This is a genomic window from Diaphorobacter sp. JS3050, assembly GCF_013154915.1.
In the GTDB taxonomy this organism is placed as follows: Bacteria; Pseudomonadota; Gammaproteobacteria; order Burkholderiales; family Burkholderiaceae_C; genus Diaphorobacter; species Diaphorobacter nitroreducens.
On record NZ_CP053553.1, the window covers coordinates 1,332,404 to 1,353,354 of the forward strand.

Annotated in this window: 14 protein-coding genes and 1 pseudogene; 4 read left to right on the forward strand and 11 right to left on the reverse strand. The window is 67.8% G+C overall.

Features of this window, described 5'->3' with window-relative positions; translation table 11 throughout:
* Positions 1-12 precede the first annotated feature (12 nt).
* Complete coding sequence (locus tag HND92_RS06580) at positions 13-858, reverse strand: symmetrical bis(5'-nucleosyl)-tetraphosphatase (protein ID WP_172206570.1); 846 nt, start codon at positions 856-858, stop codon at positions 13-15.
* Positions 859-1,197: 339 nt separating this feature from the next.
* Here HND92_RS06580 and HND92_RS06585 point away from each other — a divergent pair, with 339 nt between their 5' ends.
* The 3 genes from HND92_RS06585 (at position 1,198) to HND92_RS06595 (ending at position 6,173) form a co-directional block, all read left to right on the forward strand.
* Positions 1,198-1,494 carry an H-NS histone family protein gene (locus HND92_RS06585; RefSeq protein WP_011804577.1) on the forward strand — a complete coding sequence of 99 codons (297 nt, stop codon included), beginning with the start codon at positions 1,198-1,200 and terminating at the stop codon, positions 1,492-1,494.
* Between the two features lie 389 nt (positions 1,495-1,883).
* Positions 1,884-4,802 (forward strand): aconitate hydratase, encoded by a 2,919-nt coding sequence (locus HND92_RS06590; RefSeq protein ID WP_172206571.1) that lies wholly within the window; start codon positions 1,884-1,886, stop codon positions 4,800-4,802.
* A gap of 126 nt (positions 4,803-4,928) precedes the next feature.
* Positions 4,929-6,173 carry an FAD-dependent monooxygenase gene (locus HND92_RS06595; protein ID WP_172206572.1) on the forward strand — a complete coding sequence of 415 codons (1,245 nt, stop codon included), beginning with the start codon at positions 4,929-4,931 and terminating at the stop codon, positions 6,171-6,173.
* Positions 6,174-6,260: 87 nt separating this feature from the next.
* Here the strand turns inward: HND92_RS06595 and HND92_RS06600 are convergent, their stop codons facing one another.
* The 3 genes and pseudogenes from HND92_RS06600 to HND92_RS06610 all read right to left on the reverse strand — a co-directional run.
* A complete protein-coding gene (locus HND92_RS06600; protein WP_172206573.1) occupies positions 6,261-7,523 on the reverse strand; it encodes an MFS transporter in 1,263 nt (420 codons plus the stop codon).
* 59 nt (positions 7,524-7,582) lie between these two features.
* The gene (locus HND92_RS06605; protein ID WP_172206574.1) at positions 7,583-8,413 is read right to left on the reverse strand and encodes a LytTR family DNA-binding domain-containing protein; all 831 of its coding nucleotides are present in this window, start codon (positions 8,411-8,413) and stop codon (positions 7,583-7,585) included.
* Positions 8,373-9,032 (reverse strand): annotated as a pseudogene (locus tag HND92_RS06610) (sensor histidine kinase); the annotation flags it as partial. The gene HND92_RS06605 and the pseudogene HND92_RS06610, both read right to left, overlap by 41 nt.
* Positions 9,033-9,357: 325 nt before the next feature.
* Between HND92_RS06610 and HND92_RS06615 the strand changes: the two are divergent.
* A complete protein-coding gene (locus HND92_RS06615) occupies positions 9,358-10,182 on the forward strand; it encodes an undecaprenyl-diphosphate phosphatase (RefSeq protein WP_172206575.1) in 825 nt (274 codons plus the stop codon).
* Between the two features lie 5 nt (positions 10,183-10,187).
* Here HND92_RS06615 and HND92_RS06620 read toward each other — a convergent pair whose 3' ends face one another.
* From HND92_RS06620 to HND92_RS06650, 7 genes are all read right to left on the reverse strand, one after another.
* A complete protein-coding gene (locus HND92_RS06620) occupies positions 10,188-11,978 on the reverse strand; it encodes a diguanylate cyclase (RefSeq protein WP_172206576.1) in 1,791 nt (596 codons plus the stop codon).
* A gap of 108 nt (positions 11,979-12,086) precedes the next feature.
* A complete protein-coding gene (locus HND92_RS06625) occupies positions 12,087-12,902 on the reverse strand; it encodes an alpha/beta fold hydrolase (RefSeq protein ID WP_088888586.1) in 816 nt (271 codons plus the stop codon).
* A gap of 8 nt (positions 12,903-12,910) precedes the next feature.
* Positions 12,911-13,738: a proteasome-type protease gene (locus HND92_RS06630; protein WP_015912775.1), complete on the reverse strand. Its 828-nt coding sequence runs from the start codon at positions 13,736-13,738 to the stop codon at positions 12,911-12,913.
* 165 nt (positions 13,739-13,903) lie between these two features.
* Positions 13,904-16,558, reverse strand: a complete 2,655-nt coding sequence (mutS, locus tag HND92_RS06635; protein WP_172206577.1) for a DNA mismatch repair protein MutS — start codon at positions 16,556-16,558, stop codon at positions 13,904-13,906.
* 69 nt (positions 16,559-16,627) lie between these two features.
* Positions 16,628-18,232, reverse strand: coding sequence for an alkaline phosphatase (locus HND92_RS06640; protein WP_172206578.1), 1,605 nt, complete (start codon positions 18,230-18,232; stop codon positions 16,628-16,630).
* A gap of 14 nt (positions 18,233-18,246) precedes the next feature.
* Positions 18,247-18,867, reverse strand: a complete 621-nt coding sequence (locus tag HND92_RS19555; RefSeq protein ID WP_371814886.1) for a GGDEF domain-containing protein — start codon at positions 18,865-18,867, stop codon at positions 18,247-18,249.
* Between the two features lie 996 nt (positions 18,868-19,863).
* A complete protein-coding gene (locus HND92_RS06650) occupies positions 19,864-20,838 on the reverse strand; it encodes an NADPH:quinone oxidoreductase family protein (RefSeq protein ID WP_011804591.1) in 975 nt (324 codons plus the stop codon).
* Positions 20,839-20,951: the final 113 nt, after the last annotated feature.

Sequence of the window (20,951 nt, forward strand, 5' to 3'; positions counted from 1 at the left end):
TTGATAGCATGCCTAGGCGCCGGGCATTTGCGCCTGCGGGCATTCCACGTGGCAGCGCTCGCGGTCGGCCAGTGTCGTGCCGAAACGCACCGCGCTCAGACAGCCGCCCCACACGCACCCGGTGTCCAGCCCGAGGACGTCCGCCCGATCCAGCCAGCCCAACGTGGACCAGTGGCCAAAGGCGATCAGTGTGTTCAGCGTGCGACGTCCGGGTGCGTCAAACCACGGCACCAGCCCTGGAGGCGCCTCGGAGGCGCTTTCGGTGCTCTCGAAATCCATACGGCCCTCGGGTGAGCAAAAGCGCATGCGCGTGAGCGCATTCACGATCACGCGCAGGCGGTCCGTTCCCTGAAGTTCCGGGCTCCACAGGTCGGGAGAATTCCCGTACATCTGCTGCAGAAAACCGGCGAACTCCCGGCTTTGCAGGACGGCTTCGACTTCGCCGGCATATGCCAACGTCTCCTCTGCCGTCCATTGTGGCAACACGCCGGCATGCACCATCAGCAGGTCGCCGCCGCCATGGTGCACACGCCGCGCCAGCGGCTGGTGCCTCAGCCATTCGAGCATCTCGTCCCGATCCGGCGCCAGCAGGATGTCCTGCAGCGTGTCGCGCCGCGACGGTCGGCGCGTGCCGTAGGCGGCAGCGAGCAGGTGCAAATCATGGTTGCCCAGTAGGGGCCGCACGCTGTCTCCGAGGGTGATGCATCGGCGCAGCACCGCGGAGGAGTGCGGGCCGCGGTTCACCAGATCACCCAGCACGTACAACGTGTCCCGGCTGGGCGAGAAACCAATGGTGGCGAGCAGGCGTTCAAAGGCGTCGTCGCAACCCTGGATGTCGCCCACACAATATAGAGCCATATTCTTAGAACAGAGTCAGGAGAAGCGGCGATTGTGCGCGCCAACTGGGTGGAATCGGTGGTTATTTGAAGGGCTACGCGACGCTGGCAAAGTGCTGCGCAAACCAGAAGCGTTAGTAACTAGTTGAATCAAATCACCATTTTGGTGCAAGCAATGATACGGATGCATTTGTGCACCTGCGCGAGAAAAGGTTCCTTGAGGGTGTCCATGAGAGGTAGTGATCTGGGCTGGGGTTGTTCGTTGCTTTTTTATGCGGCCAATTGCCATGAACTTGTAACGGGATTGGGTTTGGGACTTTATAATCCGCGTGCCCATTAATCCTTAACGCTCCATACCTCCATGACCGTCAGCTACAAAGAACTGTTGAAACAGCGTGAAGCCCTTGAGCAGCAAATCACCGAGGCGCGACGCCGTGAATTGACGGCTGCTATCTCGCAGGTGCGTGAACTGGTGGCGGAATATGGCCTGACGCAGCAGGACGTGTTCCCTGCAGGCCGCACGGGCCGCGTTTCTGCAACCAGTGGAACCAAGGTCGCGCCCAAATACCGCGACCCCGCCACGGGCCAGACCTGGACGGGCCGCGGCAAGGCACCGAAATGGATTCAAAACGAAGACCGCGAGAAGTTCGCTATTTGAACACCACGTGGCGGCGCGGCTCGGCGCAATTCTCCGGGCCGACCTAACCGCTGTTTTGCGTATGATTTGAAGAACCCGCTGGGGCGTGGCCTTGGCGGGTTTTGTCGCTTATGAGGGGTGCAGTATTTGTGGCGCGGTGCGCGGCAATATGGTGGACGCGTCAAAGGACCCCGCTGATGTCGGACACTCGGCAAAGTGACCCATGCACCGATTAACGGACACGGTGCAGGAGCGGTGTACCGGTGCTTTCTGGCCGCGCGGCGACCGCAGGACGCGTATTCATTTAAACCCGATTGCCCCAGCGTGGGGTCAAGGTATTTCGCGATGCGTTGGCTCTGCAGTGCGGCGCTGCCAAAATGGGCGCTGTCGTTACCCACAGGAGTTCTTGTATGGCAGCCTCCCGCAACCCCGGTCACGCTTTTGCTTCCACGCTCGCTACGTTTGCCACGGCAGCGGGAAAGAGCGGCAAGTTCTATTCGCTGCCTGCGCTGGCGCGCCAGTTTCCGGGGGTGAACCGGCTGCCCGTGTCCCTGCGCATCGTGCTGGAATCCGTACTGCGCAATTGCGATGGCCGCCGCATCACTGCAGAGCATGTGGAGCAGTTGGCGCGCTGGGCGCCCAATGCGCCGCGCAAGGACGAGATTCCGTTCGTGGTGTCGCGCGTCGTGCTGCAGGATTTCACGGGCGTGCCGCTGCTGGTCGATTTGGCCGCGATGCGCAGCGTGGCCCAGCGCCTGGGCCACAACCCCCGCAAGATCGAACCGCTGGTGCCTGTAGACCTGGTTGTGGACCACTCCATCATGGTGGACTACTACGGCACGAAGAAGGCCCTCGACCTGAACATGAAGCTGGAATTCCAGCGCAACCGCGAGCGCTATGAGTTCATGAAGTGGGGCATGCAGGCCTTCAGCACTTTTGGTGTGGTGCCTCCGGGCTTTGGCATCGTGCACCAGGTGAACCTGGAATACCTCGCACCCGGCGTGCACAAGGGCAACGACGGCGTGTACTACCCCGACACGCTGGTGGGCACCGACAGCCACACCACCATGATCAACGGCATCGGTGTCGTGGGCTGGGGCGTGGGCGGCATCGAGGCCGAGGCCGCCATGCTGGGCCAGCCGGTGTACTTCCTCACGCCCGACGTGGTGGGCTTCGAACTCTCGGGCCAACTGCGCGAGGGTGTCACCGCCACCGACCTCGTGCTCACCGTGACCGAGATCCTGCGCCGTGAGAAGGTGGTGGGCAAGTTTGTGGAGTTCTTTGGAGAAGGCACGCGGACCCTGGCGCTGCCCGACCGCGCCACCATCGGCAACATGGCACCGGAATATGGGGCCACCATGGGTTTCTTCCCGGTGGACGAGAAGACCATCGACTACTTCCGCGGCACGGGGCGCACCAAGGCGGAGATCGATGCGTTCGAAGCGTACTTTCGCGCACAGGGCCTGTTCGGTGTGCCGCGCGCGGGGGAGATCGACTACTCGCAGGTGGTGCGTCTGGATCTGGGGGATGTCACCCCCAGCCTGGCCGGCCCCAAGCGCCCGCAGGACCGCATCGAACTGGGCAACGTGTGCCGCCAGTTTGCCGAGCTGTTCAGCAAACCGGTGGCCGAGTCGGGTTTCAACCAACCCGCTGAGCTGCTGCACACGCGCCACCATATCCACCGGCGCATGGCGCCCGTGACCGAGGGGGCCCCCAGCGAAAAACCCGCACCCGAAGGGGCGCCGCGTTTCCTGGTCGAGATGGAGCAGAACAAGCCGCGCCTGGAGGTGCAGCACGAAGACGCGGCGATCCATTTGCCCGCCAAGGGGGCGGACCCGACCATCGGCAACGGCGACGTGCTGATCGCGGCGATCACCAGCTGTACCAACACCTCCAACCCCAGCGTACTGCTGGCTGCGGGCCTGCTGGCCAAGAAAGCGGTGGAGGCAGGGTTGCGGGTCGCGCCGCACATCAAGACCTCGCTGGCGCCGGGCTCGCGCATCGTGACCGAATACCTCACGCAGACCGGGCTGCTGCCCTATCTGGAAAAGCTGGGCTTTGCCCTGGTGGGATATGGCTGCACGACCTGCATCGGCAATGCGGGCGATTTGGCGCCCGAGCTCAATGAGGTCATCACCAGCAATGACCTGGTGTGTGCCGCGGTGTTGTCGGGCAACCGCAATTTCGAGGCGCGCATCCACCCCAACCTCAAAGCCAACTTCCTGGCCAGCCCGCCGCTGGTGGTGGCCTATGCGATCGCGGGCACGGTGCTCAAGGACCTCATGACCGAACCGGTCGGCAAGGGCAAGGGCGGGCGCGACGTGTACTTGGGCGACATCTGGCCCAGCAGCGACGAGATCCATGCGCTCATGAAGTACGCCATGAACGGCAAGGCCTTCAAGGAGAACTACGCCAAGGTCAAGACCGACCCCGGAGCCCTGTGGAACAAGATCCGCGGGGTGGACGGAGACGTCTATGTGTGGCCCAGCAGCACCTACATCGCGGAGCCGCCATTCTTTGCGGATTTTGCTCTCGATTCAGTAGCTGCCAGCGATGGTAAACAGGGCGCTGCAGGCCAAAAAACCTCGGAATCCGTGATGGGTGCCCGCATCATGGCGCTGTTCGGTGACTCCATTACCACGGACCACATCTCTCCCGCAGGCTCCATCAAGGAAACCTCTCCCGCCGGCCAGTGGCTGCTGCAGCACGGGGTGGCCAAGCCCGACTTCAACAGCTACGGCGCGCGCCGCGGCAACCACGAAGTGATGATGCGTGGCACCTTTGCCAACGTGCGCATCAAAAACCTCATGATCCCGCCGCTGGCCGACGGCTCGCGCGAGGAGGGGGGCGTCACCCTCTTTCAGGGCGAGGGGCCGATGCAGGGCCAGAAGATGTTCATCTTCGACGCCGCGATGCACTACATCGCCAACAAGACGCCCACGGTGATCTTCGCGGGGGAGGAATACGGCACCGGCTCCAGCCGGGACTGGGCGGCCAAGGGCACCCAGTTGCTGGGCATCAAGGCGGTGGTGGCGCGCAGCTTCGAGCGCATCCACCGTTCCAACCTCGTGGGCATGGGGGTGCTGCCGCTGCAGCTGCGCGACAACGACTCGTGGCAGAGCCTGGGCCTGCAAGGCGACGAGGTGATCGACGTGATTCCAGACCCCGCGCTCACACCGCAAAGCGAGGCGCGCCTGGTCATCCGCCGTGCGGATGGTTCCTGCCAGGAAGTGGCCGTCACCCTGCGCATCGATACACCCATCGAGGTGGACTATTACCGTGCGGGCGGCATCCTGCCGTATGTACTGCGGCAGTTGCTGAGCGCGTGATTCCATCTCTTAGGAGGCGATGCTGCGGCCCCAGGCGGTGCGATCTGGTCTGCGCGCCGCGGGCTTGCGCCATGCCTGGTGCGCCGCTGATAGCAGGGTGGCTGCCGGTGGGCGGACAATCGGTCCATGCAGAAACAAGTCTTGATCGCAGGCGGTGGCATTGGAGGATTGGCTGCCGCCCTGGGTAGCTCGCGTGCCGGGTGGGAAGTGCGCCTCTTCGAGCGTGCCGCGGAGTTCACCGAGGTGGGCGCCGGCGTGCAGATCGGCCCGAACGTGGTGCGCCGGCTGCAGGCCTGGGGCCTGCAGAGCGCGCTGCAGGCCGTGGCCGCCTTCCCCGAGCGTCTGCAGGTGCGCAGTGCGCTCACCGGCGCTGAGTTGGCGGCGCTGCGCCTGGGCAACACCGCCATCGAGCGCTACGGCGCCGCCTACGCCACCATCCACCGTGCGGACCTGCACGGCCTGCTGCTCGATGCATTGCGCGAGCGCACTGGTGTGCACCTGAACCTGGGCCATTCCATCGTGCACCATGCGCAAGACGGTGGCGTGGTCACCGTGCGCGTAACGCGCCACGGCCCGGCAAGCGCCAGCGAGGGCGGTGCGCAAGATCTGCTGATCGAAGGCGATGCGCTCATCGGCGCCGACGGCCTGCGCAGCGGCACGCGCATGCGTTTACTGGGTGAGACGCCCACGCGAGTCTCCGGCCACCTGGCCTACCGCGCCGTGGTGCGCCAGGACGCGCTGCCCCAGGCGCTGCGCAGCCAGCAGGTGACCGCCTGGCTGGGGCCGCGTCTGCATGTGGTGCACTACCCGCTGCGCCGTGGCGAATTGCTGAACGTGGTGGCCATCCGCCACGGGCAGCCGCCGGCCGACCTCGATTCCTGGGACCATGGCGCCAACGCGGCCGATCTGGAGGCCGCGCTGGCCCGCACCTGCACGCCGCTGCAGGACTTGATTCGCGCCGTGCCCCAGGCGGGCAGTGGCTGGCGCCTGTGGCCGCTGCTGGACCGCCCGCCCGTCGCCGGCCCGCAAGAGATGGCGCAGGGGGTGGTGGCGTTGCTGGGCGACGCGGCGCACCCCATGCGGCCCTACCTGGCGCAAGGCGCCGGCATGGCCATCGAGGACGCAGCCGAGCTGCAGCGCGCCCTGGCCATGCACGACCTGGAAGTGCCGCTGCGCCTGCGCCGTTACGCGCTCAACCGCTGGCAGCGCAACGCGCGCGTGCAGGAGCGCTCGCGGCGCAACGGGCGCATCTTCCATGCCACGGGCCTCGTGCGCTGGGGGCGCGACACGGCGTTGCGGCTGCTGGGAGAGCGGCTGCTGGACGTGCCCTGGCTCTACCGGGGCGACGGCTCCAGCGCCAGCTCGCTGTGAAAGTGCGCTGGGGCAGTTGGCATGTGACGCTATTTAATTGATAGCTATTTGCGCTTATCCTGTAAGCGATAACGGCAGATTTGACTGCTATCTTTCACCCTGCGGCGGATGCGGCAGCAGCCGAAACGCCAGCGCCGCCAACGCGAGCAGCACGGCGATGCTGGCCATCACTGCCAGGTAAGGGTCCGTCCCCCCGCGCTTGGCAAGGGACGCCACCAGCCCCGTGAGCCACTGCATGGCCGCCACACCCAGGAACATGGCCATGGTGAACACCGCCATGGCCCGCCCGGTGAGCGCCGCCGGGTAGGCCGCGCGCACGTCCGCGTACTGCAGCACGATGAAGCCTGACAGCAGCCCCACGGCCAGCATGCAGGCGACGTCCAGCAGGGCGGAGTGCGGCAGCACCATGGCCGCGAACAGGACCGCCATGGCCAGGGTGCAGGTCACGATCCAGCGGCGGCGCCGGGCGGGGCCGGGGTCGATGCGGCCGAACAGCATCGGCCCGCACAGCGCCACCACCGACAGGGCCAGCGCCACGTTGCCGCTTTGCACCAGCGAGAAACCGTGGCGCTCGATCAGCATGGGCCCCAGCCACAGGCCGCGCAGGGAGATGAGCGCCGCATAGGTCACCGCGCCCAGCACCACGATGCCCCAGGTGTGCGGCACGGCGAACAGCGCGGCGAAGCGCAGCACCGCCTCGCGCACGGACTCGCGCGGGGCCTCCTGCTGCGCCGGCGCGGCGACGGGCTCATGCACGCTGCGCCAGATCCACAGCCAAGCCGCCAGCGCCAGCGCCGCCAGCACCACGAAGCCCGCGCGCCAGGACCACTGCTGCACCAGCCAGGCCAGAGGCGTGCCGGTGAACAGCATGCCCAGCGTACCCAGCGCCATCGCCATGCCCGACATCGCCGCGAAGCGCTGCGGCGCGAAATGCCGTGCAATGAACACCGTGCACACCAGGAAGGCCGGCGCGCAGCCCACGCCGATCAGCGCCTGGCCCAGCAGCAGCGCGCCGTAGCCCGGCGCCAGCGCCGACAGCAGCGCCCCCGCGATACACAGCGGAAACGCCGCCAGGATCGTGCGGCGCACGCCATACAGGTCGATGCCGATGCCCATGAAGAGCTGCATGGCGCCAAAGGCGAAATGGAAGGCGCCCGCGAATACCCCCAGCGCTTGCGGCGACAGCCCGAAGTCCGCCTGCAGCGGCGCGGCCATGATGGCGGCCACGGTGCGAAAGGCCGAGCTCAACGCGAAGCCCGAGGTCAGCGCCACCAGCATCAGCAGGGCGGCGCGCGGCGCCATGGCGATGGGGGCGGGTGGAAGCGGCGCGGCGGAGGGGGCGTTGGGCATGGGGCCCGAGGCTACACCGGACGCGGCGCGCGTGCAGGCGCGTGCGCACCGGCCCGCGCTTACATGGCCTTGAACAGCGGCGCATACAGTCGGCTCACCGCCAGCCGCTCAGGCCGGCCCCGCAACTGCAGATGCATCCGGCCCGCTTCGTCGCGCACGGCACTGGCGATGGCGGCGGCACGCACCAGCGTGCCCCGGTGCACCTGCCAGAAGTCGGCCGGATCGAGCTGCCCGGCCAGTTCCTTGAGTGGCGTGCGGATCAGGTATTCACGCTCGGCGGTGAGCACACGCACGTACTTGTCGGCCGCCTCAAAGTACACGACCTCCTGCACAGGTACGAGGTGGATCTGCGTGCCGCTGCTGGCCTGGATCATGCGCAGTGGCGCGCCGCCACCCGCTGGGGGCCGCACCGATCCGCCCAGCCCTGGGGCCTGCGCCAAAGCGCGCAACTGGGTCAGCGCTTGCTCCAGCGCCGGCAGCGCGCCAGGGGCGCCGCGCTGTGCCAGCAGTTGCTGCAGCCGCTGCACCGTCTGGCGCAGCCGCGCGGGCTGCACGGGTTTGAGGAGGTAGCCCACCGCCTGGGCTTCAAAGGCCTGTACGGCGTATTGGTCGTAGGCGGTGACGAAGACCAGCGCGGGAAAGGCTGCGGAATCGGGCCAGGCATCGGCCAGCTCTGCTGCCGCCTCCAGGCCGCTCTGGCCGGGCATGCGGATGTCCAGCAGCAGCACGTCGGGGCGCAGTGCCAGCGCCTCACGCACGGCGCTCAGGCCGTCGCCCACGCTCGCTGCGATCTCCAGGGCGGGCCAGGCCTGCTGCAGCTCGTGGCGCAGGGCAGCGGCCAGCAGCGGCTCATCCTCGGCAATCAGGGCTCGGGGGAACGTCGAGTGCATGGTGCTTCAAGGGAAAAGTGATGATGCAGGCCGTGCCCTGGGCGCTAGCAGCTATCAATTCGAGAGTGCCAGCGTCGCCGTACAGGGTGGCGAGGCTCTCGCGCACCTGCTGCAGGCCAAAGCGCGCGGTGGTCGTGCCCGCGGTGCCCGCGGGTGGTGTGTCGCGCAGGCCCGCGCCGGTGTCACGCACGGCCAGCTGCACGCGCGCCGCCGGGGTGCCGCCCTGCAGCAGCGCGGCCTGTACGTGGATGTGGCCACCCTGCACCTGTGGCTCCAGGCCGTGGCGGATGGCGTTCTCCACCAGCGGCTGCAGCAGAAGGGGCGGGACGGGCACGTTGCGCTAAGCCTCGGGCAGTTCCAGGGTGTAGTCCAGGCGCGGGCCCATGCGCACGGCCATGAGGGCCAGGTAGTCCTGCAGCCGCGCGAACTCGTCGGCCAGTGGGTGCAGCGCGGCGCGCGATGCGCCCAGGGTGGCGCGCAGGTAGGCGATGAAGTGGTCCAGCATCTCCTGGGCGCGCGGCGGATCCGTGGCCACCAGCACGCGCAGGTTGGCCAGGGTGTTGAACATCATGTGCGGCTCCAGCTGCGTTTCCAGCAGTTTCAGCTGTGCCTCGGCCGCGTGCAACAGCCAGCCCAGCTTGGCACCCGCGCGCCGCCGGGCCAGGCGGTCGAGGGTATCCGGGTGGTTCGGGGAATGAAGAGAGTGATGCATGGTGCGTTTCCAGACGGGGTACTGCACCCCGTTGCCGTACTGTGCAAGGAGAGGGGGCCCACCAAACAGTGCATTGCGACGAACGGCAGCCGCGTGGCGCGGGCGGTTGCCTGGCGGGCGCGAGCGGAGCCGTTCTGGCGCATGGCCCGGCAGGACACAGGGCGTGACACCCGTGTCACGCCGCACGGGGCTGATAATCCGCGCTTTGCTTTTTCGCTGTCAGGACGCTTGCGTGGACACTCTCTTGCTGCTCAAGGCCGCCATCATGGGCGTGGTCGAAGGGCTGACCGAATTCCTCCCCATCTCTTCCACCGGCCACCTGATCCTGGCCGGGTCGCTGCTCGGGTTTGACGATGCCAAGGCCAAGGTCTTCGACATCGCCATCCAGACCGGCGCCATTTTCGCGGTCATTCTGGTCTATTGGCAGCGCATCCGCGCGACGCTGGTGGCGCTGCCCACCGAGCGGCAGGCGCGTCGTTTCGCCTTGAACGTGCTGATCGGCTTCCTCCCGGCCGTGCTGCTGGGCCTGTTGCTGGGCAAGGCCATCAAGGCGCATCTGTTCACGCCGGTGGTGGTGGCCAGCACCTTCATCCTGGGCGGCTTCGTCATCCTCTGGGCCGAGCGGCGCCAGCAGGCCGCCGTGCGCATCCATTCCGTGGACGACATGACGCCGCTGGACGCGCTGAAGGTCGGCCTGGTGCAGTGCCTGGCCATGGTGCCCGGCACCAGCCGCAGCGGTGCCACCATCATCGGCGGCATGCTGCTGGGGCTGTCGCGCAAGGCGGCTACCGACTATTCGTTCTTTCTCGCCATCCCCACGCTGATCGGCGCAGGCGTCTACAGCCTCTACAAGGAGCGCGCACTGCTGTCGGCGGCCGACATTCCGCTGTTTGCCGTGGGATTGGTGTTTTCGTTCATCAGCGCCTGGCTGTGCGTGCGCTGGCTGCTGCGCTACATCAGCTCGCACAGCTTCGTGCCGTTCGCCTGGTATCGCATCGCGTTTGGCTTGGTGGTGCTGGCCACGGCATGGAGCGGCCTGGTGACCTGGGCCGAATAGCCGCGTCAGGACGACGCCAGCGCCAGGTCCCCCTTGTTGCGGCGCACGCAGAACTTGCCCCGCTGCTTGCCGCTGTACATGGCGGCGTCCGCCAGGCGGATGAGGGTGCAGGCGTCGCAGGCATCATCGGGCGCAAGTGCGTAGCCGATCGTCAACCCCACGCGGATCTCGACGCCCTGCACGTAAAACGGCGTCAGGAAGGATTCCAGCAGTGCGATCCCGAGATCGTGCGCCTGCATCACGCTGGGCAGCTGCTGCGCCATGACGACGAATTCGTCCCCGCCCAGCCGTGCGATCAGGTCGGCGTGGCGCAAATGGGCGCGCAGCCGCTGCGCCACGGCCACCAGCAGCCGGTCGCCCACGGCGTGCCCATGCTGATCGTTGACGGGTTTGAAGCCGTCCAGGTCCAGCATAAACACGGCCAGCAGCCGGTCGGCTTGCGCGTGGGGCAGCGCGGCGCCCAGGGCTGCGTCCAGGCCGCGCCGGTTGGGCAGGCCGGTGAGGGGGTCGGTGCGGGCCAGCGACATGAGCGCGTCGCGCTCCCGGCTGGCGTCCTGCATTGCGTCACGCAGGCGTGCGTGGCGCAGGCCCAGCATGCGCATGAACAGCAGCATGTTGACCACGGCTGCGATCTGGAAGAGGTGCATGGGCCAGAACCGGGCGGGGAGCACCCCATGCACCAGCAGAGCGAGTGCGACGGCGGTGCCGATATAGACCAGCCATGCGAGCAGCAGTGTGTGCCTCACGGGGGCGTTCTCGTGCATGCGCTGCGCGGCCACGGGCAGGCTGATCAACGCCGGCAGCGGCCCCAGAAGTGCCAGCGTGGCGAGGGTCGCGGGCGTGTTCAAAACGTTTGACAGAAACGCGGCGCAGAGCAGGACGGACAGCGCGGCTCCTCCCTGCATGGTGCGCAGAAATCGACCGGGCCGGTTGTCGCGCGCCAGCGAGTGGCCCATGAACAGGAAGGCGCCGATCACCGCGATGCAGACGAACAGCGGGCCGGCGTGCTGCTGCATCCAGGGGTGGTGCCCCCAGATGAAGAGGGTGCCGATGCCAAAGAAGTGGATGGAAAACCCCGCGCTGCCCAGCACCAGCAGCGCGTAGTAGGCGAACACCTTTTCTCGTAGCGCAACGGCCTGCAGCAGACCGTAGATGAACAGGCACAGCGCCAGGCCCACGAACAGGCCCTGCAGCATCTGCTCGCGCAGCATGGGCGCAGCCATGTCTCGCCAGGTGCCGATGCGCAGCGGGACAATCATTCCGCCCAGCGTGCGCACGCGCACCAGCAGCTCGTAAGTGCGTTCGTGCTCCAGCGCCAGAACCACCGCGGGGGTGCGCCAATCCAGCGCGTGGGGGCTGGGCTGCTGCAGGTTGCCCAGGGCGTGATGCTGCAGCACCTCGCCGTCCGCCACCAGATAGACGTCGAGTTCGTTCAGCAGGGGGAAGTCCACATTGATGACCCAGGGCCCTGCGCGCGCCTGGGGGACCAGTGTCGCCTTCAGCCACACGGCATCCGGGCGCACGCCCAGTGAACCGCCGCGCGTCGCAGGTGCCGCGAACGCCGTGGGCGTGGCCAGCATCTCCTGCACCGTGCGTGCCAGCGTGGGGTCAGAGCGCATGCACAGGTGGGCCCACAGATCCACGGGGCCCCTGCCCGGCTCCAGCACTGTGGCTCTGCAGGCCTGCGCCGGGCCGGGGTGCAGCGCGCCGAGCAGGCACAGCATTCCGCCCAGCACAGCGCGCAGCCGCACGCCGCCAGGCAAGATTCCGCACCAGAGCAACAGCAGGAGCCGCATCGCACCCTCCGCAGGAGGTTCAAATGTATCACCGCGTAACGACTGCGGTGTGAGCGGATAGAGGGCAAGTCGCCGCGGGCTGCCGCGGGCTGCCGCGGGCTGCGCGTGTCAGGAATCCGCGATGTGGGCCAGGTTCAGCAGCGCGGCCTCGATCGCCGCGGCCGTGGCGCGGGGCTGCTCCATGGGAAAGAGGTGACTGCCGTCCAGCATCGTCACGCGGCCCTGGGTGATGCGCTGGGTCATCGCCATGCCCACCTGGCGCATCTCGGCGGAATCGCGCCCGCCGATGAAGGCGGCCGGGCAGCGCAGCGGATGCGCGTGCAGCAGCCGGGCCAGGTTGTGGGGCAGGGTGTTGTAGATCTGGGTTTCCACCGCGCGGTCAAAGGCCAGCACGCGCTTGCCGTCCTGGTCCTGCAGGCCGTGTGTCACGTAGTCCCGCAGCACGCGCGGGTCCCAGTGGGCGAAGGCCTTCTTGCGGCGAAAGTGCTCCAGCGCCTCCTCGTTGCTGGACCAGCTGTTGCGCCGCGCGCGGCTCACGCGCCCGGGCGAGACGGCGCCCACCACCTGCGTCTGCTTGGCGACCCCCAGGGCACTGGCGCGCCAGCCGCCGATGAGGGGCGAGTCGATCAGCACCACGCCCCGTGCCAGCTCGGGGTGGCGCGCGGCGGCCATCACGCTCAGGAAGCCCCCGAGCGAATGGCCCACCAGGAAGGCCTGCTCTCCGCTGCGCTGCTGCTGCTCGGCGGCAAAGTCCGCCAGGTGCTGCACCAGGTGGGGCCAGTTGTTGCTGACGGGGTATTTCTCGTCGTGGCCATAGCGTTCGATGGCGCTGACGCGAAAGCCGCGCTCGCGCAGTTCATCGAACAGCACGCGGTAGGTGCCGGCGGGGAAACTGTTGGCGTGGGAGAAAACGATGCAGGCCATGGAACGGTTCACACGAGCTTGTCGCGCGGTGTGGTGATCTTCTTGATGGGCCGGCTGCGCAGGGGCTCCACGCGGATGGGCACTTCGGTGACGCCGCCGTTCCAGGCCGGGTCCTCGATGCTGTCGAACACCTGGCGCAGCTTCTCGCCCCAGCTGTCGTGCAGCATGCGGAAGTAGGGGTTGTGCTCGTCGATGCACACGATCTTGTCGGTGGCGAGGCGCCCCTCCTCGTACACCACGAGGTCCAGCGGCAGGCCGACCGAGAGGTTGGACTTGAGCGTGCTGTCCATGGACACCAGCGCGCACTTGGCCGCCTCGCTCAGCGGCGTGTGGGGCGTGATCACGCGGTCCAGCACGGGCTTGCCGTACTTGGACTCGCCCACCTGGAAGTACGGCGTCTCGGCCGTGGCCTCGATGAAGTTGCCTGCCGAATACACCTGGAACAGGCGCATGCCCTCGCCCTTGATTTGGCCGCCCAGCAGCAGGGAGACGTTGAAGTCCACCCCCGCGCGCTGCAGTGCGGCGCCGTCGCGCTCGTACACGCGACGCACCGCCGCGCCCAGCACGCGCGCCACGTCGAACATGCTGGTGGCGTTCCACAGCGTGATGGGCGTGCTGTCGCCGGGCTCCTGGATCTGCTCGACCTGCAGGATTTCGCGCACTGACTGCGAGATGCTCAGGTTGCCGGCCGACAGCAGCACCATGAAGCGGTCACCGGCCTGCTCGTAGACCATCATCTTGCGAAAGGAACTGATCTGGTCCAGCCCGGCGTTGGTGCGCGAATCGGACAGGAACACCAGGCCGGCGTTGAGCTTGATGGCGACGCAGTACGTCATGGGATGGGCTGTGAAGGCGAAGAGGGCGAGTGTAGGGCGCTTTGCCGGGCGGCCGTGTCGCGGCTGCGGCGCTGCGGCGGGCGCAGGGCGGGCATGCTCATGAGGTTTTTTTGCTACCAAAAACATAGCTGCTAGCGCTTTACTGGTAAGCGCTAGAGCCTTATTTTATTCAAAACCGGGCGTGCTCAGCCGCTTGAGCTGGTAGAGCGCGTCCAGCGCCTCGCGGGGCGACAGCTGGTCCGGGTGGATCTGCGCCAGGGCGGACTCCACGGGGCTCACGGTCGCCACCTCGGGCGCGGGCGGCGGAGCGAACAGGTCCACCTGCAGCTCATCCTCGCCCGCGCGTTCTTCCAGCGCGGCGAGCGTGTGGCGCGCGTGGTGCAGCACGGCGGCGGGCACCCCCGCCAGCTTCGCCACCTGGATGCCGTAGCTGCGGCTGGCGGGGCCGGGCTGGATCTCGTGCAGGAAGACGATGTCGTGGCCGGACTCGGTGGCGCCCACGTGCACGTTCACCGCGTGCGGGTGGCGCGCCGCCAGTTCGGTCAGCTCGAAGTAATGCGTGGCGAACAGCGTGAACGCGCGGGTCTTGTCATGCAGATGGGTGGCGATGCCGCTGGCCAGCGCCAACCCGTCGAAGGTGCTGGTGCCGCGGCCGATCTCGTCCATCAGCACCAGGCTGTGCGGCGTGGCGGCGTGCAGGATCTGCGCCGCCTCGGTCATCTCCAGCATGAAGGTGGACTGGGCATTGGCCAGATCGTCGGCCGCGCCGATGCGGGTGTGGATCGCGTCGATGGGGCCCAGCCGGCAGGCCGCGGCCGGCACGTGGCTGCCCATGCTCGCCAGCAGCACGATCAGGGCGACCTGCCGCATGTAGGTGGACTTACCGCCCATGTTGGGGCCGGTGATGATCTGCATGCGCGCGTTGGCGTGCAGGCGCGTGTGGTTGGGGATGAAGGCGCCGCTCGATGTTTCGGCCAGCCGGGCCTCCACCACGGGGTGGCGGCCCGCCTCGATGTCGATGCAGGGCTCGTTGACGAATTGCGGTGCGCACCAGTTGAGCGTGAGCGAGCGCTCGGCCAGCGTGCACAGCACGTCCAGCGTGGCCAGCGCCTGCGCCAGCCGCGTGAGCTGGGGCACATGCGGCTGCAGCTGGTCCAGCACCTGCTCGTACAGCCACTTCTCGCGTGCGAGGCCGCGCTCCTGCGCCGACAAGGCCTTGTCCTCGAAGGTCTTCAGCTCGGGGGTGATGAAGCGTTCCGCGTTCTTCAGTGTCTGGCGGCGGCGGTAGTCCTCGGGCACCTTGTCCGCGTGGCTGCTGGTGACCTCGATGTAGAAGCCATGCACCTTGTTGAACTGCACGCGCAGGTTGGGGATGCCGGTGCGCGCCTTCTCGCGCGTCTCCAGATCGAGCAGGAAGTCGTCGCAGTTGTTCTGGATGCCGCGCAGCTCGTCCAGCTCGGCATCAAAGCCCGGCGCGATCACGCCGCCGTCGCGCACCAGGGCGGCGGGCTCCTCCAGGATGGCGGCACGCAGCAGTGCCGTGCAGTCGACGGGGGGCTGCAGGTGGCTGAAGATTTGGGCCAGAAACGGCTCTGGCGCTTGACTGTTAAGCGCGAGCAGCTCTGCTTTCTGTAGCGTTTTGCACAGCGCCACCAGCTCGCGCGGGCGCACCTGGCGCAGCGCGATGCGCGCGGTGATGCGCTCCACGTCGCTCACGCCGCGCAGTTCGCTGCGCAGGAGCTGCCACGGGCCCTGGCCGCTGCCGGCGCCGCGCAGCGCGGCCGTGGCCGCCAGGCGCTGGCGCGCGTCGCTGCGGTCGCGGCGCGGCTCCAGCAGCCAGGTCTTGAGCAGGCGGCTGCCCATGCCGGTCATGCAGGTGTCCAGCAGCGAGAACAGCGTGGGCGCGTCCTCGCCGCGCAGGGTCTTCACCAGTTCCAGGTTGCGCCGCGTGGCCAGGGGCAGGTGGATCAGTTCGTCGCTTTGCTGTACGCGCACGCCGTGCACATGGGTGAGTGCGCGGCCTTGCGTGTGCTCGGCGTACTGCAGCAGCGCGGCGGCGGCGGCGTGGGCGTGGGGCAGGCCCTCGGCATTCCAGGCCTGCAGGCTGGCCGCGCCGAGGTGTTCCAGCAGCTTGCGCTCGCCCAGGGCACCATCGAACTGCCAGTCGGGCCGCAGGCTCATGGGGCAGGTGAACACGCCGCCCTGGCGCAACTGGGTCAGTTGTTCTTCAAAGCGCTGGGTGATGCCCGCGCTGTAGATCACCTCGCTGGGGGCAATGCGTGCGAGCCAGGTGCCCACGTCGGCCTGTGCACATTCGGCCAGCTGCACCACACCCTGGGTGACGGAGAGCCACGCCAGGCCGCAGCGCGCACGCGCGCCCTGGTGCACGGCCAGCAGCATGGACTCGCTCTTGTCGGACAACAGTTCGCTATCGGTGAGCGTGCCGGGGGTGACCACGCGCACCACCTTGCGCTCCACGGGGCCCTTGGCGGCGCCCACTTCGCCCACCTGCTCGGCAATGGCGACCGACTCACCCATCTTGATGAGGCGGCCCAGGTAGTTCTCCAGCGCATGAAAGGGCACGCCCGCCATGGTCACCGGCTGGCCGGCCGACTGGCCGCGTTGGGTGAGGGTGATGTCCAGCAGGCGCGCGGCCTTCTCGGCATCGGCGTAGAAAAGCTCGTAGAAGTCGCCCATGCGGTACAGCAGCAGCGTGTCGGGGTGCTGGGCCTTCAGGGCCAGGTACTGCGCCATCATCGGCGTGTGGTTCGAGAAGTCGGCCTCGTCGGGGCGCGGGGTGGGCGCGGGTTTCCCGGTCATCTGCGTGCGTGTTCCTTGGGTGCGGACGAAAGTGGCAAGGCGCGCGACGCGCCAGGATTGGTGCGGACCCTAGGCCGGCTGCGGGCCGGGGCGGCCGTCTTCCACCACGAATCGGGCCAGAGTGTACGCGGCGCTGCCGGCATCCAGCGGGTCGCGCAGGGCGCGCAGCGTGGTGGTCCAGCGCGTGGGCGTGATGTCGCACAGGCCGTAGCCGCGCTCCTTACAGCGGGCCAGCAGTACATGGGGGTTGTGGCGGGCGATGGCATCCACTTTGTCCTGCGTGGTGCCGGCGCGCGAGGAGATCGACGTGCCGCAGAACTCGCTGGCCAGGATGCGCGGCGCACCGTGGGCATGCGGCCCGTGTGGCGCCATCACGTTGCAAACATAGTTCTGGTGGATGTCTCCGCCCAGCAGCACCGTGTTGCGAGGCGGGTGCTGTGCCAGCGCCTGCAGCAGGCGATTGCGCGCGGCGGGGTAGCCGTCCCAGCTGTCGGTGGACTGCAGGCCCGAGGGGTAGCGGCGTGGCGAGAACAGGGTCTGCTGCGCCAGTACGCTCCAGCGCGGAGCTTGGTTGCGCGCATCGGTTGCCAGGCCCGCGTGCAGCCACTGCTCCTGTTCCCAGCCGAGGAAGCTGCGGTGGCTGTCCAGGATTTCGGGGCAGGCGTCGGGCCGCACCGCGCCGGTCGCACCCTTGCCCGGCGTGCGGCAGGCCTGCAGGTCGCGGTACTGGCGTGTGTCCAGCATGTGCAGCCGCGCCAGGCGCCCCCAGAGCAGGCGGCGGTGGATCTGCAATTGATGGAAGCCGGAGCCGGCCAGCGTGGATGCACGCATCGGCATGTGTTCATAGAAGGCCTGCCACGCGGCGCTGCGCAGCGGCAGCCATTCGGCGCGCTCGCCCCGGCCCTGGCCAGCGGCGTAATCGTTCTGTACCTCGTGGTCGTCCCAGGTCACCGCCCACGGGGCGCAGGCGTGCGCGGCCTGCAAGGCGGGGTCGCTCTTGTGCAGGGCGTAGCGGTCGCGGTAGTCCTGCAGGTTGCGAGGCAGGCGCAGCGCGTGCACGCGGGCCAAGCCCGTGGCGTCCTGTGGGCTGGGATATTCGTAGATGTAGTCGCCCAGGAACAGCACCAAGTCGGGCTGGTCCGCGCAGGCATGCCGCCAGGCCGCGTAGTGGCCATGCTCCCACCGCTGGCAGGAGGCGAACACCAGTCGCAGGCGCCCGGGCAGCGCATCCGGTGCGGGTGCGGTGCGGGTGCGGCCGACGGGGCTGGTGGCGTCACCCAGCATGAAGCGGTAGTGGTACCAGCGGTCGGGGCGCAGGCCGGCCACCTCCACATGCACGCTGTGGCCCAGTTCAGGCAGCGCCATCGCCGTGCCGCGCTGCACGATGTGGCGAAACTGCGCGTCGTCGGCCAGTTCCCAGCGTACGGTCAGGGGGCCGGCCCAGGGTGCGTGGGTGCCGGCCAGGTCCGCGGGCGGAAGCACGCGGGTCCAGAGGACCACGCCGTCGTGCGCTGGGTCGCCGCTGGCCACACCCAGACCAAAGGGGTCGTGCCGCACGGCGGCCTGGGCCCAGGCCCAGCGGGGCAGTTGCGTGGCCATGCCGGCACCGGCGGCCTGACGCAGCAGTGTGCGGCGCGAGATGTCAAGCGAAGGTAGGTGCACGGGACATCGCACAAGGGGTCGAGGCGTCAGGCAGCAACCACGCGGTTTTTGCCGGTGCGCTTGGCCAGGTACATGCCCTGGTCGGCGCGGCGGATCGCGTCGGCGCTGCCTTCTTCGCCTTCCACCTGGGCCACACCGGCGCTGAAGGTGATGAGCACCCGCTCCTGGTCTTTGAGGAAGTAGCGCGTGGTCAGCTCGCGTTGCAGGCGTTCCATGGCCTTCACGCCTTCCGCCAGTTCGGTGTCGGGCAGGATGATGACGAATTCCTCGCCGCCATAGCGCGCCAGCTGGTCCTGCGGTCGCATCACCTCGCGGGTGACCTGCGCCAGATGCACCAGGGCCGCGTCGCCGGCGGTGTGGCCCAGGCGGTCATTGATGGACTTGAAGTTGTCCACGTCCAGCAGCGCCACGCACAGCGGCGCGTCCTGGCGGCGCGCACGCGCGACCTCGCGCTCCATGGCCTCGGCAAAGCCCTTGCGGTTGAGCGAGCCCGTCAACGGGTCGTGGCGCGCCTGGGCGCTCGCGCGGTCCAGCTCCTGGCGCAGGTGGTCGATTTCGGCGTGCTTGGCCTCGGTGCGCTCGCGCAGTTCCTGCAGTTCGCCGCGCGTCACCCGGCTGCTCAGCGCCATGGCGCGCGTGGCGGCCATGACTTCTTCCAGCAGCGGCATGATGTCCTGCAGCTGCGTGGCCTGGCTGATGCGTTCGGCGCAATCCTCCATCTTGGCGTTGTAGGCGCTGCTGGATTCATCCATCTGCGCCAGGCGCTCGATGAACGTGGCCAGCAGTTCGCGCATCTGCATCTGCGCGTGAACGGTGCGTTCCTTGGCCTCAGTCTGCTTGAAGATGACGTCCTTGAGGCGTCGCTGCACGTCGTCCAGCCGGCGCAGCGTGAGCGGCGGGGTGGAGGCCGCAAGCAGCGCCTCGGCCTGGCCGTGCAGCCACTCGTCGTCCATGCTCAGGGCGGCAATGTTCTCGAACACCAGGCGCAGCAGGCTGAGCAAGCTCCGCCGGATGGCGGCTTGGTCTTCCGCCGCGAAAGACAGCCGGTAGCTGAAGTTGCCGAGCATCAGCTCGGCGGTGGAGACGGGTGGGTCGGGCTCGCGCAGGAAGGTGCTCAATTGCGCAGCCAGCTCATGCACGCGGGCATCGTCCTCGCCCAGCGCCGGCAGGGTGTTGTCCACCAGCCGCGCCAGATTCTGCGCCAGTGTCAGCGGCAGGTGGTCAATCCGGGTGCTCGCGGGCTCGGGTGCGGCCACGGGCGAGAGTCCCAGGTTGGCGTATCCCACCAACACGTTTTGCAAAACGCCCCAGTCCTGCTGGGTGATGGCGGTTTCCAACAGGCCCAGCAACCGCTTCTGCGCCGGGGTCTGGCCGGGGATCACCCGCGAGATCTGCCGCAGCTGGGCGCTGGGAAACGCCGGCGCGCTGGTGGTGCCGGCCACTTCGTCATAGAGGGCCTGGTAGTGGTCGGGCGTGGGAGGAAGCCGGCGCGTAGCGAGTAGCTTGAGCGTCTCGCGGGCAATTTCAGAAGGGGATTTTGCGGAGGCCATCTGCAGGGACGCAGGAAGATGCAAACAGCCAAAAGTGTGACAGAGTGCAGCCCGCTTGGATAGCAGGCCGGGTCAAGCCATGTGTAAAGCGTGTCAGTTGACCAGAACCAGTTTGCCGATCACCGCACGTGCGCCCATGTGGGCAAATGCGGCGGGTAGCTGTGACATGGGCATGGTTCGGTCGATGGCGGGCCTGATCTTGCCCTGTGCATACCACTGGAGCAGGGTGCCCATCATCGAAGCATTGGCCTGGGGCTCGCGCTTGGCGAATTCGCCCCAGAACACGCCGACGACCGAAGCACCCTTGAGCAGTGGCAGATTCAACGGCAATGAAGGGATGGGGCCCGATGCGAAGCCGACCACCAGATAGCGGCCTCGCCAGGCGATGGAGCGAAATGCGGGCTCTGCCAGTGCGCCGCCCACCGGGTCGTAGATGACGTCCGGTCCCCGCCCATCGGTCAGTGACTTGGCGGCGTCGCGCAGGTCCTCCACGCTGTAATTGATCACGGCATCGGCGCCCAGCTTCAGGCACACGTCGCATTTTTCGTCCGTGGAGGCGGCGGCGATCACGCGCGCTCCCTTGGCCTTGGCGATCTGAATCGCGGCGGTGCCCACGCCGCCAGCCGCGCCCAGCACCAGCACAGTCTCGCCAGCCTGGAGCTGGCCCCGGTCCAGCAGGGCGTGGTAAGAGGTTGCATAAGTCATGATGAATGCCGCCGCATCCACATGGCCAAAGCCGTCCGGCAGGGGTATACAGCGTGCGGCCGGGGCGATGGTGTGCGTGGCGAAACCACCCGTGCCGCTGAGACAGGCCACGTTTTGACCCACCTGCAGATGGCTGACGCCGTCGCCCACGGCCTGCACGACGCCCGCGAACTCCGAGCCGGGCACGAAAGGCAGGGGGGGCTTGATCTGGTACTTGTTCTGCACCATCAGCAGGTCGGGAAAATTCAGGCTTGCCGCGCGGATCTCGACGAGGACCTCGCCTGCCTTGGGAGCCGGGTCGGGCAGTTCTGTCCAGGCCAGGGCCTCGACGCCGATGGGGTTGGTGCAGAGCCAGGCGTGCATGAATGTCTCCTTGGTCGCTACGAATCTGTTGGGCGGGCATCATAGGGGCCGTCCCTGAGGCTGGGTTGTCCCTTGCGTGACCAGCGACAGCGTGTGTGCTCGCTCCTACAATG